This window comes from Streptomyces adustus, from assembly GCF_009377175.1.
Taxonomy (GTDB): Bacteria; Actinomycetota; Actinomycetes; order Streptomycetales; family Streptomycetaceae; genus Streptomyces; species Streptomyces adustus.
The window spans coordinates 24,263-37,437 of the sequence record NZ_VJZD01000007.1; the positions used below are offsets into that span (position 1 = coordinate 24,263).

Below are 13,175 nucleotides of genomic sequence, written 5' to 3' on the forward strand. Positions count from 1 at the left end.
TATGCAGCGTTTGCAAGCAGAGCAACCGCAGAGAACCCCGCAGCTTCCCTGCAGCAGGCACGCACTCCGTAAAACACCTGTTCACGCGTTGAGGAGACACCTACGTGAGCACGCTCTTCGAGCCACTGACCCTTCGGTCGCTGACGATCCCGAACCGGATCTGGATGGCCGCCATGTGCCAGTACAGCGCCGCTCCGGACGGTGATCGGACAGGTGTACCGAACGACTGGCATTTCACGCACCTCGCGGCGCGTGCCACCGGGGGTGCCGGGCTGATCATCACCGAGGCCACCGCGGTCAGCCCCGAGGGGCGCATCAGTCCCTACGACCTCGGCATATGGAACGACGCCCAGGCCGAGGGCTTCCGACGGATCACCGCGTTCCTGAAGTCCCAGGGCACCGTGCCCGGCATCCAGCTCGCACATGCAGGCCGCAAGGCCTCCACCGAGCGGACCTGGGTGGACCGCGGCGCCCCGATCGCCCCGAGCGAGGAACACGGCTGGACCCCGGTCGGCCCGAGCGCCGCCCCGTTCGGGCCGGCGTCCACCACGCCCGAGGAGCTTTCGGACGAGGCGATCAGCCGCATCGTGGAGGACTTCGCCGACGCCGCACGACGAGCCCTGGACGCCGGATTCCAGGTGGCCGAGATCCACGGCGCGCACGGCTACCTGATCCACCAGTTCCTCTCCCCGCACAGCAACCAGCGCACCGACGCCTACGGCGGCGACTTCGCAGGCCGCATCCGCTTCGCCCTGGAGGTCGTCGAAGCCGTCCGCGCCGTCTGGCCTGCTGACCTGCCTGTCTTCTTCCGCGTCTCGGCCACCGACTGGCTCCAGGAGACCGGCGACGCCGACCGCGAAGGATGGACCGCGGACGAGACCGTACGGCTGGCGAAGGAACTTCGCGCCCGCGGTGTCGACCTCCTCGACGTCTCCACCGGCGGTAACGTGCCCGACGCGAAGATCCCGGTCGGCCCCGACTACCAGGTGCCCTATGCCAGCCGCGTCCGCGCGGAGGCGGACATGCCCGTCGCTGCCGTAGGCCTGATCACCGAGCCCGACCAGGCCCAGGCGATCCTCGCCTCCGAGAAGGCCGACGCAGTCCTCCTCGGCCGGGTGCTGCTGCGCGACCCGTACTGGCCCCGGCACGCAGCCACGGCCCTGGGAGGGACGATGCCCACCCCCGTCCAGTACCACCGCGCCTGAAGCACGCAGGGAAGGCACGAGCACGGTGAAGCATTCCGAGGGGCCTGCGGCCTGACTCGCTACAGGGACCCCTACCCGAACAGGCCCCCGTCGACAGTGGCGGGGGCCTGTCCCATACGCACGAGCCCGGCACAGTGACGACCGACCGAGAGCCCGACCACATCCCGCCCGTGGCCGGGCGTCCCGGCCAGCCGTGCCGCTGCCCCGATTCGCTGCTCGGCGACGACGTCATCGCAAGACGGCTCTGATGGCAGGGCTCATCTTCGCCTTGTGGTTCACCTGGTTCTCTGTCACATGGCTCGGGAACCACCTTGGCAGCCGCAACTCACTGAGCAGCGCCACCGATCAACCACTGCACGCCAGCAAGATCGTGTCACGAGCTCAAGGGTGGGCTTGCCGTGCTCAGCGCTCGTAGGTGCCATACATGGTGGCCCGTGCGATGGCGTGGGTGAACAGGAGAAAGTCCATGAGGGCCGGGGACGTCGTCTCCGACACGTCCAGCTTGCGCACGCCCACGGCATGAACGACGAGGAAGTAGCGGTCCGGACCGTTGCCCGGCGGCGGCGCCGGGCCGAGATATCGGCGGTGTCCGGCGTCGTTGGGGAGTGTCACCGCGCCGCCCGGCAGGTCGCTGCCGTCTCCTGCCCCGGCGGGAAGTTCGGTCACGGAGGCTGGAAGGTTCGCCACAGCCCAGTGCCAGAAGCCTGAGGCGGTGGGCACGTCCGGATCGAACACGGCCACGGTGAAGCTCTGTGTCTCCTCGGGGAACCCGGACCAGCTCAGCTGCGGTGAGATGTCCGCTCCGCCCGCCCCCAGGATGCCGCTCACCTGCTCCAGGGCCAGCCGCCCGCCGTCGGCCACGGACTCCGAGGTCACCGCAAAGCTCCTGATCGGCGGCATGAAATCGTAGGGACCGTAGGATTTGATCATGAAGGTTCTTCCTGTCCGCGCACACCGTGCGTCGCGACCTGACCAGGACGAGCCGCTCGCGTCCTGACCGACCCATGAGCGCCGCACTCCCACCGGTCAACCGTAGGCCTCCACAGGAGGCCGTACCACTGCGCGCGACGGTACGGATTCCCCCGTCCAGCCGGACGTCGGTCTCGCACATGTTGGCGCGGCACCGAGAGCGGGAGGCCGCCAAGCGTGGTGTTCGCGCGCCAGGACCTGGATGCACGGCGACGGTGAATGTAGGAAGCTGGTGCTATCCGAAGCGGTGGCCGCCGTAGCCAGCGCTGAAGTCGTGACGCCGGCCCACGTGCACCGCTTCTCGCGAGCGAAGGCGAGGGTCCCATGCAGATGCGAGCAGCTCGGATGCACGGATACAACGAACCCCTCCGAGTCGAAGAGGTGGCGGTACCGGAACCTGGACCGGACGAAATCCTGTTGAAGGTCGCGGCCACCGGGATGTGCCGAAGCGACTACCAACTCCAGGACGGCTATTTCAAGGGGCCGTTCCCCGTGGACTTCCCCTACATCCCCGGTCACGAGGTCACGGGCCGGGTCTCCGGGCTGGGCAGTGGCGTGCCGTCGACGGTGGGCTACACGGAGGGCGACATGGTCGTCGTCAATCCCAGTTGGGGCGACGGCACCTGCCGCCAGTGTCGAGAGGGCAACGAGCAGCTCTGCAGCGGGAACGGCAGGTGGGTGGGGTTCGGTCCTCCGGGGGGCTTTGCCGAGTACATGGCCGTGGAGTGCCGGCACGCAATACCGGTGTCGGAGGAAGCCGCGAAGACACCTGAGCTGCTGGCCCCGATGACGGACGCGGGGATGACCCCGTACCGGGGAATGCGAAAGCTTCGGGAAGCAGGGAAGCTCGGCCCTGGACGGACCGTCGCGGTCACGGGGATCGGAGGCCTCGGCAGCTACGCCATCCAGTACGCGAAACTGCTCGGAAGCGGTGCCACAGTGGTGGCCCTGGCGCGCTCGGACAACAAGCTGAACGTGGCGAAGGAGAACGGCGCGGACTACGGCATCAATGTACGCGACAAGTCCGTCGAAGCGATCCAGGACGAGCTGGAGGCGTTCACGGGCCGTAGGAAGATCGACGCCATCCTGGACTGTGTGGGCAGCGAGGCGTCCATTTCCATGGGGTTCGACCTCCTGGGTCCGGAGGGCGCCCTTGCTGCCGTGGGCCTGATGAGCCATCGCGTCGAGCACAACCAGTTCCCGTTCGTCGGGACGGAGTTGTCCTACCTCGGTTCCTTCTGGGGCAACCACTTGGACCTCGTCGAGGTGCTCTCCCTGGCCGAAGCCGGTCTCGTCAAGCACAACGTCACCAAGGTCAGGCTCGAAGACGTCAACGAGAACCTGGAGGCGCTCGGGCGCGGAGACGTCGTGGGACGACGGGTCATCGTCTTCGACTGAACACCGCGCCCCAGACGTTGTCGGGGGTCAGCCCTCATCCGATGTCGCCCGGGGCTCCGGCGTGGCCCCGTGCCCCGCCACCAGCCGAGGATGCGCGGCGTCGAGTTGCCGTGGAGACTCGGGGTTACCGGTGCGAGAGGAAGACCACCCGACGGGAGATGGTCGCCCATGGCGACACTGATCGCGGTGAATGTGGGGTTGCCGCAGGACGTGCCCTGGAAGGGCCGCACCACGCACACGGGCATCTGGAAGCGGTCGGTCACGGGGCCGCGGATGGTCCGGCGGCTCAACATCGACGGTGACGGGCAGGGTGACCTGGGCGGTCACGGCGGCCCCTATCGGGCAGTCCTGGTCTACCAGTTGGACTCCTACCGTCACTGGCAGAAGCATCTGGGACGGAACGACTTCGTCCACGGTCAGTTCGGTGAGAACTTCACGGTGGAGGGCCTGCCGGACGACGAGGTCTGCATCGGGGACCAGTACCGCATCGGGGACGCGCTGTTCGAGGTCACTCAGCCCCGTGTGACGTGCTACCGCGTCGGCCTGCGCATGAACGAACCCCGGATGCCCGCCCTGCTCGTGGCCCACGGTCGTCCCGGCTTCTATCTGAAGGTGCTGACCGAAGGACTCGTACAGGCAGGCGACGACATCATCAAGACCGCCGAGGGTCCGGAGGGCATGACCGTGGCGGACATCGACGCCCTTCTCTACAAGTCCGACCACCCTCGCCCGCAACTGGAACGCGCCCTGCGCATCGCCGCATTGAGCCCCGGCTGGCGGACCTCCATGCAGGCACTCCTCGATGACACGCACGGCGCGGGGGAGTCCACCGGAAATGCCGGACTGACCGCCGCGGGGGCGGCTGCGCCACCGGCCTGGCAAGGATTCCGCCCCTTGACGGTCACCGGTATCGCCCCGGAGAGCGCCGGCGTCTTCTCCCTCGTCCTCGGCTCCCCGGACGGTGCACCACTCCCTGCCGCCCTGCCCGGCCAGTTCGTCACGGTCCGCATGCAGCCGGACCCGCAAGGACCTTCCGTCATCCGCAGCTACTCCCTGTCGGGACGGCCCGGCGACGCCTCGTACCGGATCAGTGTCAAACAAGAGCCCCACGGTGTCGGCAGCGGCTATCTGCGCCAGCACATCGCCGTCCACGACACCCTTGACGTGGCAGCACCCCGAGGCACCTTCGTTCTCGGCAAGACCCCGGCGCCGGTGGTGCTGATCTCCGCGGGCGTGGGAGCCACCCCCGTCCTGGCGATACTGCACAGCCTGGCCGCGGGCAAGGACCCCCGCCCGGTGTGGTGGATCCACGGAGCACACGACGGCGCCGAACATCCCTTCGCTCAAGAGGTCCGCGTCCTGCTGACCCGTCTGCCCTCGGCCCACCGGCACATCGCCTACAGCAGGCCTCGCGAGGACGACCGCCAGGGCGAGGACTACACCGGCGTCGGCAGGCTGTCCGGCGCCGTCCTGTCCGGCCTGCACCTGCCGCCGGAGGCGGAGGCGTACATCTGCGGGCCGACCGCGTTCATGGACGACATGACCAAGGCCCTGGTGGACTGCGGGCTGGACCCGTCGCGCATCCACACCGAGGTCTTCGGATCGGTCTCAGCGATCACACCCGGTGTGCTGCCGACCGGCGCCCGCGCACCCCACCTGCCCGCCTCCCCGCTCGGGTCCGGCACCGGTCCGACCGTCACGTTCGCCCGCAGCAGCCTCGCCGTGCCCTGGGATTCCGGCTACGGCACCCTCCTCGAACTGGCCGAAGCCTGCGACGTCCCCGTCCGGTGGTCCTGCCGCACCGGGGTCTGCCACACGTGCGAGACCGCACTCGTCGGCGGCCAGGTCGACTACTTCCCCGACCCCGTCGACGCCCCGGCCAACGGCAACGTTCTGATCTGCTGCTCCCAGCCCCGCCGCGATGTGATCCTCGATCTTTGACCACCGGAAACGGCCGGGCCGGCCCGGCCGTCGAGCGGGGGGCCATCACCGTCAGGTGCTGCGGGATGTCAGGCGCGCTCGCCGTCGCGCGCGGCGCCCGCGACCTGTGTGCTGTCCGTCGTGCGGAAGCGGGTCCGATAGGCCCCGGGCGTGATGCCGAGGTTGCGCGTGAAGGCCCGGCGCAGCGACTCCGGTGAGCCGAAGCCGGTGCGCCGGGCGACCGTGGCCATGGGGTCGTCGCTGCCTTCGAGCATCACCTGGGCGGCTTCCATGCGGACCTGCTCGACGTAGCGGGCAGGGGTCATGGCCATCTCGTCGTGGAACAGGCGCGTCATGTGCCGGGTACTCACGCCCGCCCGGCGCGCCATGGTGGCGAGGGTGTGCTCGGCGGACGGGTCCTCGGCGACCGCGTCCAGGACCCGGCGCAGCATCTCCTGTCGCGGGCGCGGGCTGTGCGTGCGGACACTGAACTGTGACTGGCCTCCCGGCCGCTGCATGAAGACGACCATGTCCTTGGCGACGGCGCGGGCGACGTCGGCACCGAGGTGCTCCTCGACCAGGGCGAGCGAGAGGTCGATGCCCGAACTGACGCCCGCGGAGGTCATGATGTGGCCGTCGCGGACGAACAGGGCGTCGGCCTCGACGGTCACCTGCGGGTAGCGCAGGGCGAGCCGGTCGGCGAAGCGCCAGTGCGTGGTCGCTCTGCGTCCGTCGAGCAGTCCGGCGGCGGCGAGCAGGAAGGCGCCGGTGCAGATGGACGCGGTCAGGCGGCTGTGGGAGTCGAGTGCTCTGACGGCGTCCAGTACGGCGTCGTCCTTGACGAGCGAGGGCCACTCGGGGCCGCCGGGGATGATGACGACGTCGCTCACGTCGTCCATCTGCGCGGCGACCTGGTCGACGTGGAGCCCGGTGCCGGCCGAGGTGACCACGTCGGCACCGTCCGGGGAGACCATGCGTACGCGGTAGCGGCCGCCGAAATCGTTGGCCGACGCGAAGACCTCGATCGGGCCGGCGACGTCGAGCAGGCGTACGCCCGGGAAGACAAGAACGGTCACCAGCAGCGGCTTCCTGCCGGACGGCCTGTCCTTCATCGCACGCCTCCTGACCGGACGGACTCACCGAGGGTAAACTCCATGGTTTTGATCATCAAACCCACATGGGCAGTCGGTCGACCTGGCGACTCGCCGCGGGCAGGACGCACGGGAAATCACCCACCTCCGACGACCGGGCGATCGGCTGTGGTCGCCTCACGCTCTGCTCTCCTCGTCCCGGCGAATCGGTGGCGTCGTGCCGACGCGGCTCGTCGTGAATCCGAACGGCCGGCGCGGGTGCCCGATGTCCTGGTGTGAGGGCGTTGTGTCGCGTGCGGTGCTGTGGCGGGATCCGCGGTCCGCCATAGGTTCGAAGCCGCCAACATGCCGTCGGTCCCGGCCGCGCGCCGCTCGGTGCAGGCCGGGCCGCCGGCCGGTCACCGTCGCAGAACGTCGGCGGTGAAGAGACCGACCCCAGAAGAGGCACCACGTCGTGGCACCCCACTCCAGTACCGGCCGAGCGGTCCCGTCCCAGGGCGGCCCGGCTTCGAGACCGTCCGTACACGCCCGTGACCGGCCGGTCGAGGCGCACGACAGAGGCAGGGGCCGGCTCGCTCCCAGCTGGTTCGCGGCCGTCATGGGCAGCGGGATCGTCGCCGTGGCGGCCGCTACGCTGCCGCGCGGCTTTCCGGGGCTCGGCGTGGCTGCCACAGTGGTCTGGGCCGGCACCGCCCTGCTGCTGATCGTGCTGGTGGCCGCGTACCTCGGGCAGCGGCTGCTGCGCGTGCATGCCGGTGATCCGGTGCTGGCCCAGTTCTTCGGGGCGCCGCCGATCGCGCTGCTCACCGTCGGGGCGGCGACGCTGCTGCTGGGCGGGCGGGTGATCGGGCAGCGTGCGGCACTCTGCGCGGACCTGGTGTTGTGGTCCGCCGGGACGGTGCTCGGTCTCGTCACCGCCTGCACCGTTCCGTATCTGATGGTCACGCGGCACCGTTTTGCGCCGGACGCCGCGTTCGGCGGCTGGCTGCTGCCCGTGGTGCCCCCGATGGTCTCCGCAGCGACGGGTGCGCTGCTCATCCCGTGGGTGCCGGCCGGGCAGGTGCGGCTGGCCATGTTGCTGGGCTGCTACGCCATGCTCGGACTCGGGCTGATCGCGGTCGTGCTGGTCCTGGCCATGGTCTACAGCCGCCTCGTGCATCACGACGCTCCCAGCGGTGCGTCGGTGCCCACGGTGTGGATCGGCGTGGGGGCGCTGGACCAGGCGGTGACGGCGCTGGGTGCGCTGGCCACGGCGGCGCCGAGCGCGCTGCCCGCCCCGTACGCGCGCGGGTGTGCGGTCCTGGCGTTGCTGGGAGGGCTCGGCATCTGGGGCTTCGCCCTGCTGTGGCTGGTGCTCGCCACGGCGCTGACCGTGCGGGAGATCCGCACGGGCTTGCCCTTCGCACCCACCTGGTGGTCCTTCATCTTCCCCCTCGGGGCCTGTGTCACCGGCACCAGCGCTCTTGCTTCCCGTACCGGATCGCAGCTGTTCGTCTGGGGCGCCGTCGTCCTGTATGCCCTGCTCGTCGCCGCGTGGGCGGTGGTCGCCTGGCACTCTCTGCGCCACGTCGGCGGCGTCCGGCGCGAGCGCGCCCGACGATGACCGATCCGCGCCCGACGATGACCGATCCCGGAAGCGGCCTGCCGTGACACGGGGCGCGGCGTCCGGCCGAACCCACCGTGGTCCCTCGCAGGGCCGGTGGGTTCGCGCCGACGGTGTGCCTGGAGCAGCGTCCGGGCGGACGAGGGGCCCTGCTCTCAGCGCGGGGCGCCTGCCCCGGATCGGCGGCGGGTCCCCGCGCGGCCGCTGAGCGGGGCCGCGGCCAGGCGGCCCACCATGGCGGCGAACACGACGGCCCAGACCGCTGCGGCGATCCAGATCTCCCAGCGGCCCGTGGCCGTCATCCACCCGGTTCCGGTCGCGCGTCCCAGCTCGTGCGTGGCGACCGCGTACATGCCGACCGGGAAGACGATGTTCCACCAGCCGAGCTCATAGCGCAGCGGAACGCGGCGCACCAGGTGCCGCCATGCGTCCAGGGCCAGCAGGAGCGGGATCAGCCGGCTGGAGAACGACCACAGGACGACGGACGACCCGGCGATGAGCTGATGAGACAGCAGCGCGCCGCCCGGTGGGAGCGCGATCAGCCGCACCCCCGGCGAGGACGGCGATCGCTGCCGCACCCATGAAGATCCAGACCGATGTCATGAGGCCTTCGGGCTGTATCGGCCGTGCCAGCAGCCTGGCCAGCACGATCGTGGCGACCAGCAGGTACTGCACGAGTCCGATGGCCCAACAGACCACCGCCAGCACCGGCAGGACCTGACTCGAGGTCACCCGGGCCAGTGAAGCCGCCGCGAGCGCCACGGACTCGGATCCCACCGCCCACAGGAACCAGGTGCCGTTCACCTGGTCGAACGACGGGCCCCGCTTCAGCGAGGTGATGAGCGCGAGGGGAATGCCGTAGTCCAGCACCAGCCACCCCAACGCCCCGAACGCCAGGAACGCCCCGGCCACGGCGGTGTGGCCCTGCGGCACGAAGCGCGCGGCCAGCACGTTGGAGGAGATGGCGAGGGTGAGGAAGGCGAAGGCGCGCGGCTCGAGGAGATCTGCGACGAACCGTCGGCGATGGCACAGCAGCCGCCGGACGTAGGCGGGCACCAGCACCGCGAATCCGGCCAGGGCCACCCCGAGCAGCGCGGCGGATGCGGTGCCCGCGCCGTTGACCGGCTGGGCCCGGCGCAAGCCGCGTCCTTCAGGGCGGGGTAGGCCGGAACGGTTTGCAGGGCGAGGCTGTCCTGGCCGGTGTTGTCAGTGCCGGGCCGTAGGTTGATCTCATGCAGCTTCGGTACAACTTCCGTGTGTATCCCGAGCCCGCGCAGCGTGATGCGTTGGCCAGGGCGTTCGGGTGTGCCCGCGTGGTCTTCAACGACGGTCTTCGGGCCCGTCGGGATGCACATGCGGCGGGGCTGGCGTATATCAAGGACACCGACCTTCAAAAGCAGGTCATTACTGCGGCCAAGCGCACCGGGGAGCGTGTGTGGCTGTCCGAGGTGTCGTCGGTGGTGCTGGTGCAGTCCTTGCGGGACCTGCATACCGCCTACCGTAACTTCTTCTCCTGTGTCACCGGCAGGCGCAAGGGCTCGAGGGTTGCGCCGCCCCGGTTCAAGTCCAGGCGGGACTACCGGCAGTCGATCCGGCTCACCGCCAACGGGTTCTGTCTGCGCGGCAACAGCCGCCTGTACGTGGCGAAGGTCGGGGACCTGCGGGTGCGCTGGTCGCGCCCGCTTCCGGCCGTGCCTACCTCGGTCACGGTCACGATGGACGCGGCCGGCCGGTACTGGGCATCGTTCGTCGTGGACACCGACCCGGAGTTCCTGCCCCAGACCCACGCCGAGACCGGTGTCGATCTCGGCCTGTCCGCGTTCGCGGTCCTCTCCGACGGACAGAAGATCGCTTCCCCCCGCTTCCTGCGCCGCGCCGAGAAGAAGCTCAAGCGGTTGCAGAAGGACTTGAGCCGTAAGGCGAAGGGGTCGAAGAACCGGGCCAAGGCCCGTATCAAGGTCGCGCGTCAGCACGCCCGTGCGGCGGACCGGCGCCGGGACTGGCACCACAAGACATCCACGAAGATCATCCGCGAGACCCAAGCGGTGTATGTGGAGGACCTTGCGGTGTCCGGTCTCGCGCGCACCCGGCTCGCCAAGTCCGTGCACGACGCTGGATGGTCCGCGTTCGTGAACATGCTGGAGTACAAGGCCGCCAGGCACGGCCGATACTTCGGCAGGATCGGACGCTTCGAGCCCACCTCTCAGGTGTGCTCGGCCTGCGGGATCAAGGACGGCCCCAAGCCCCTGCACGTGCGCGAGTGGACCTGTCAGGCGTGCGGGACCGTCCACGACCGCGACGTCAACGCCGCACGCAACATCCTGGCCGCCGGACGGGCGGACAGGCTAAACGCCTGTGGAGCGCGGGTAAGACGGGCACACGTGCCCGCACAGCGCGGTGAAGCAGGAAGCCACCAGAAGGGCCAGACGGCCCAGGCTGGAATCCCCGTCTTTTAGGGCGGGGAGCACGTCAATTCTTGTCCTGATCCGAGGGTTAAGGGTTCCCTGTCCGCTCGGCCTGCCATCGGCGCCGCATGGAACGTGGTTCGGACCATGTGCCCGCCGGCCCGCGGCCGGAGAACCCACCATCGGGGACGGAACATGATCGACGGCGGTCCGTTGGACATCACACAGCGGCCTCTGCCCATCCTGCGGGGCCTGGGAATCCTGCACGGCGAGTTGCGGAGTCTGTACGATCTGTCACTTCACGACTACCTGATCCTCGGTGTTCTCGCCGAGGCCGAGGGTCGGCCCGTACGCGTGGCCGGACTGGCCGATTCCCTCGGGGAGTCCGGGACCCGGATGTCCTTCCTCCTCAAAGGCCTGCAAGCGGCCGGCCTGATCGAACGCCATCGCCGTGACGGGGATCGCAGGACGGTCGAGGTCGCCCTGACCGACGCGGGACGTGCCAGGTTCGCCGACGCCGAGAGCACCGCGCGCGCATGGCTGAGTCGGCATCTCACTCCGTGACGTCTCCCGCCCCGGGGTCGGCGGCCGGTCGCCGCCGGTGCACCCCGACGGTGGCCCGGTCGACGTCGGTCCAGGAGCGTCGCGGGGACGGCCCCGGCAGCTCGGCCACCGCGGGTTCAGCCGCCATGCAGTAGTAACTGACCTGCGAGTTGCAGGGTCCGCAGAAACCTCGTTGTCTTCGCCGGCCTTGCCGCAGACGGCATCCTGGCACCCGCGCCGTCGGCTGCGGACAGCGGAGATCGACGGTCATGGCTATGGCGTCCCGGCCAGGGCGGACGGCGAGCAGGCGGAGGGGACTGACCTCGCTCGGTCTGACCTGCGCGAGGGTTCTTGGCGCGCGATCAGGCGTACGGAGCGCCGCTGTCCGCTGCCAGGCGGGTGAGCCACTCGCGCAGCAGGTGCTGCTCGGCGTCGCTCAGGACATCGCCATCGTCAGGGAGGGCGGCGCGCAGGGCGCGGGCCGCCGCGGCGGGGCCGGTCTCCGCGGCGGGGACCGTCGGCTCGGCGCGGGTGACGGCGGCGACCATGGACTCGCGGAGGATGGTCAGCAGTGCCGGATTGCGGCGTTCGGCGGGGGTGGAGTGCCAGGTGGTGACCGCGCCCTGGCCGGTTGCCTGGATGATCTGGGCGGCCAGATCCTCGTCGACCCGCAGCCACCCCCCGGCCGCCAGCCGGCGTACCCGCCCATGGAGGATCTCCAGGCCGGCGCGGTGTGCTGCGTCCGATGACCGGCCGGTGGCCCGGTTCATCACCGCGAACAGCTCCGGGCGCGAGACCCCGAACTCCACCACCATGTCCCAGCCGTGGCGCAGTTCCTCCACCGGGTCCTGCGGGTCGGGGTCGAGCTGCGCGCGCTTGCTCCGAAGGAACTGGGCGTAGCCGTGCTCGGCGACCGCCTCCAGCAGTCCTTCCTTGTCGCCGAAGAGGCGGTAGATCGCCGGGGGCTGCATCCCGGCCGCGGCGGCGACCGCGCGGGTGCTCACCGCGTCGGGGCCGCCGCTCTCCAGTAGCTCGACCGCTGCCTCGACGATGCGGCGACGAGGGCTGTCGGATGTCTCACGCGTAGCCATGTATCGATGATATCGAAGGTTGCTTCCATCGTTATTTCCAGTGTTACGGTTGAAATGATTCCACTGGAAACAGCGTCGGGGGAACCCAATGATCATCGTGACCGGAGCCACCGGAAAGCTCGGCCGCCGTACCGTCGAGCGCCTCTTGGAGCGCGTCCCCGCCGACCGCGTCGGCGTCAGCGTCCGCGACCCGCGCAAGGCCCAGGACCTCGCCGACCGCGGCGTCCGTGTCCGGCAGGGCAGCTTCGACGACCCCGCCTCGCTCGTGCACGCTTTCGAGGGTGCCGAGCAGCTGCTCCTCGTCTCCCTCGACCGCACGGGCCAGGAGTGCGTCACCGGCCACCGCGCCGCCATCGACGCCGCCGTGCGGGCCGGCGTCGGCCGCATCCTCTACACCAGCCAGATGGGCGCCGCCCACGACTCCCGCTTCCAGGCCTGCCGCGACCACGCCCGGACCGAGGACCTGCTGCGCGCCACCGGCCTGCCCTGGACCGCGCTGCGCAACGGCTTCTATGCCTCCAGCGCCCTGCAGTTCCTGGAGTCCGCCCGCCACACCGGCGACATCGCCCTCCCCGCCGACGGCCCCGTCGCCTGGACCGGTCACGACGACCTCGCCGATGCCACCGCCGCGATCCTCACCGAGAAGGCCCGCTTCGAGGGGCCCACCCCGCCGCTCACCGGCCCGGCGGCGCTCGACTTCGACACCGTCGCCGAGATCGCCTCCCGGGCCACCGGACGGCCCTTCACCCGCACCGTCGTCCCCGACGACGCCTTCCGCGAGCAGGCCCTGGCGCACGGCGCCCCCGCCCCGATCGCCGACCTGCTGCTGAGCATCTTCGCCGCGGCCCGCGACGGCGAGTTCGCCGCTGTCGACTCGACGCTGGCCGAGCTGATCGAGCGGAAGCCCGCCACCTTCCTCTCCCAGTTGGAGCGCGCCTGGGCCGAATAGA

General features: G+C 70.2%; 13 protein-coding genes. 7 read left to right on the forward strand and 6 right to left on the reverse strand.

Translation table 11 applies throughout. The features are described 5' to 3' along the window. The first annotated feature begins 104 nt into the window (after positions 1 to 104). Positions 105 to 1,205, forward strand: coding sequence for an oxidoreductase (locus FNH09_RS03225; RefSeq protein WP_162468049.1), 1,101 nt, complete (start codon positions 105 to 107; stop codon positions 1,203 to 1,205). Positions 1,206 to 1,607: 402 nt separating this feature from the next. On the opposite strand, the gene FNH09_RS03230 is transcribed toward FNH09_RS03225, so the two are convergent. Further along, complete coding sequence (locus FNH09_RS03230) at positions 1,608 to 2,135, reverse strand: YbhB/YbcL family Raf kinase inhibitor-like protein (protein ID WP_152884911.1); 528 nt, start codon at positions 2,133 to 2,135, stop codon at positions 1,608 to 1,610. 384 nt (positions 2,136 to 2,519) lie between these two features. On the opposite strand from FNH09_RS03230, the gene FNH09_RS03235 reads away from it, so the two are divergent. Then, positions 2,520 to 3,572: an NAD(P)-dependent alcohol dehydrogenase gene (locus FNH09_RS03235; protein ID WP_152885034.1), complete on the forward strand. Its 1,053-nt coding sequence runs from the start codon at positions 2,520 to 2,522 to the stop codon at positions 3,570 to 3,572. A 168-nt stretch (positions 3,573 to 3,740) separates the two neighbouring features. Then, positions 3,741 to 5,513: an MOSC and FAD-binding oxidoreductase domain-containing protein gene (locus FNH09_RS03240; protein WP_152884913.1), complete on the forward strand. Its 1,773-nt coding sequence runs from the start codon at positions 3,741 to 3,743 to the stop codon at positions 5,511 to 5,513. A 68-nt stretch (positions 5,514 to 5,581) separates the two neighbouring features. Here FNH09_RS03240 and FNH09_RS03245 read toward each other — a convergent pair whose 3' ends face one another. Further along, a complete protein-coding gene (locus FNH09_RS03245; RefSeq protein WP_152884916.1) occupies positions 5,582 to 6,604 on the reverse strand; it encodes a GlxA family transcriptional regulator in 1,023 nt (340 codons plus the stop codon). Between the two features lie 433 nt (positions 6,605 to 7,037). Here FNH09_RS03245 and FNH09_RS03250 point away from each other — a divergent pair, with 433 nt between their 5' ends. After that, the gene (locus FNH09_RS03250; RefSeq protein ID WP_420802733.1) at positions 7,038 to 8,186 is read left to right on the forward strand and encodes a TDT family transporter; all 1,149 of its coding nucleotides are present in this window, start codon (positions 7,038 to 7,040) and stop codon (positions 8,184 to 8,186) included. Between the two features lie 155 nt (positions 8,187 to 8,341). Here the strand turns inward: FNH09_RS03250 and FNH09_RS49435 are convergent, their stop codons facing one another. Next, a complete protein-coding gene (locus FNH09_RS49435; RefSeq protein WP_338017455.1) occupies positions 8,342 to 8,683 on the reverse strand; it encodes an SLAC1 family transporter in 342 nt (113 codons plus the stop codon). Further along, positions 8,574 to 9,326, reverse strand: a complete 753-nt coding sequence (locus FNH09_RS03260) for an SLAC1 family transporter (protein WP_152884921.1) — start codon at positions 9,324 to 9,326, stop codon at positions 8,574 to 8,576. Before FNH09_RS03260 ends, FNH09_RS49435 begins: the two co-directional genes overlap by 110 nt. A gap of 92 nt (positions 9,327 to 9,418) precedes the next feature. On the opposite strand from FNH09_RS03260, the gene FNH09_RS03265 reads away from it, so the two are divergent. Both FNH09_RS03265 and FNH09_RS03270 read left to right on the forward strand, forming a co-directional pair. Further along, positions 9,419 to 10,642, forward strand: coding sequence for an RNA-guided endonuclease InsQ/TnpB family protein (locus FNH09_RS03265; RefSeq protein WP_152884923.1), 1,224 nt, complete (start codon positions 9,419 to 9,421; stop codon positions 10,640 to 10,642). A gap of 144 nt (positions 10,643 to 10,786) precedes the next feature. Next, positions 10,787 to 11,155, forward strand: a complete 369-nt coding sequence (locus FNH09_RS03270; protein ID WP_162468051.1) for a MarR family winged helix-turn-helix transcriptional regulator — start codon at positions 10,787 to 10,789, stop codon at positions 11,153 to 11,155. On the opposite strand, the gene FNH09_RS46585 is transcribed toward FNH09_RS03270, so the two are convergent. Both FNH09_RS46585 and FNH09_RS03275 read right to left on the reverse strand, forming a co-directional pair. Beyond that, positions 11,145 to 11,282 (reverse strand): hypothetical protein, encoded by a 138-nt coding sequence (locus FNH09_RS46585; RefSeq protein WP_156110796.1) that lies wholly within the window; start codon positions 11,280 to 11,282, stop codon positions 11,145 to 11,147. The genes FNH09_RS03270 and FNH09_RS46585 overlap by 11 nt on opposite strands. A gap of 214 nt (positions 11,283 to 11,496) precedes the next feature. Then, on the reverse strand, positions 11,497 to 12,225 hold the full coding sequence (locus FNH09_RS03275; RefSeq protein WP_152884928.1) for a TetR/AcrR family transcriptional regulator: 729 nt from the start codon (positions 12,223 to 12,225) through the stop codon (positions 11,497 to 11,499). Positions 12,226 to 12,313: 88 nt separating this feature from the next. Here FNH09_RS03275 and FNH09_RS03280 point away from each other — a divergent pair, with 88 nt between their 5' ends. Further along, positions 12,314 to 13,174, forward strand: a complete 861-nt coding sequence (locus tag FNH09_RS03280) for an SDR family oxidoreductase (RefSeq protein ID WP_152884930.1) — start codon at positions 12,314 to 12,316, stop codon at positions 13,172 to 13,174. Position 13,175: the final 1 nt, after the last annotated feature.

Bases quoted from the DNA above. Each gene is read 5' to 3' on its own strand.
- FNH09_RS03245 (WP_152884916.1), bottom strand. From the start codon at position 6,604: ATGAAGGACAGGCCGTCCGGCAGGAAGCCGCTGCTGGTGACCGTTCTT.
- FNH09_RS03280 (WP_152884930.1), top strand. From the start codon at position 12,314: ATGATCATCGTGACCGGAGCCACCGGAAAGCTCGGCCGCCGTACCGTC.
- FNH09_RS03235 (WP_152885034.1), top strand. From the start codon at position 2,520: ATGCACGGATACAACGAACCCCTCCGAGTCGAAGAGGTGGCGGTACCG.
- FNH09_RS03275 (WP_152884928.1), bottom strand. From the start codon at position 12,225: ATGGCTACGCGTGAGACATCCGACAGCCCTCGTCGCCGCATCGTCGAG.
- FNH09_RS03230 (WP_152884911.1), bottom strand. From the start codon at position 2,135: ATGATCAAATCCTACGGTCCCTACGATTTCATGCCGCCGATCAGGAGC.
- FNH09_RS03265 (WP_152884923.1), top strand. From the start codon at position 9,419: ATGCAGCTTCGGTACAACTTCCGTGTGTATCCCGAGCCCGCGCAGCGT.
- FNH09_RS03240 (WP_152884913.1), top strand. From the start codon at position 3,741: ATGGCGACACTGATCGCGGTGAATGTGGGGTTGCCGCAGGACGTGCCC.
- FNH09_RS03270 (WP_162468051.1), top strand. From the start codon at position 10,787: ATGATCGACGGCGGTCCGTTGGACATCACACAGCGGCCTCTGCCCATC.
- FNH09_RS46585 (WP_156110796.1), bottom strand. From the start codon at position 11,282: ATGGCGGCTGAACCCGCGGTGGCCGAGCTGCCGGGGCCGTCCCCGCGA.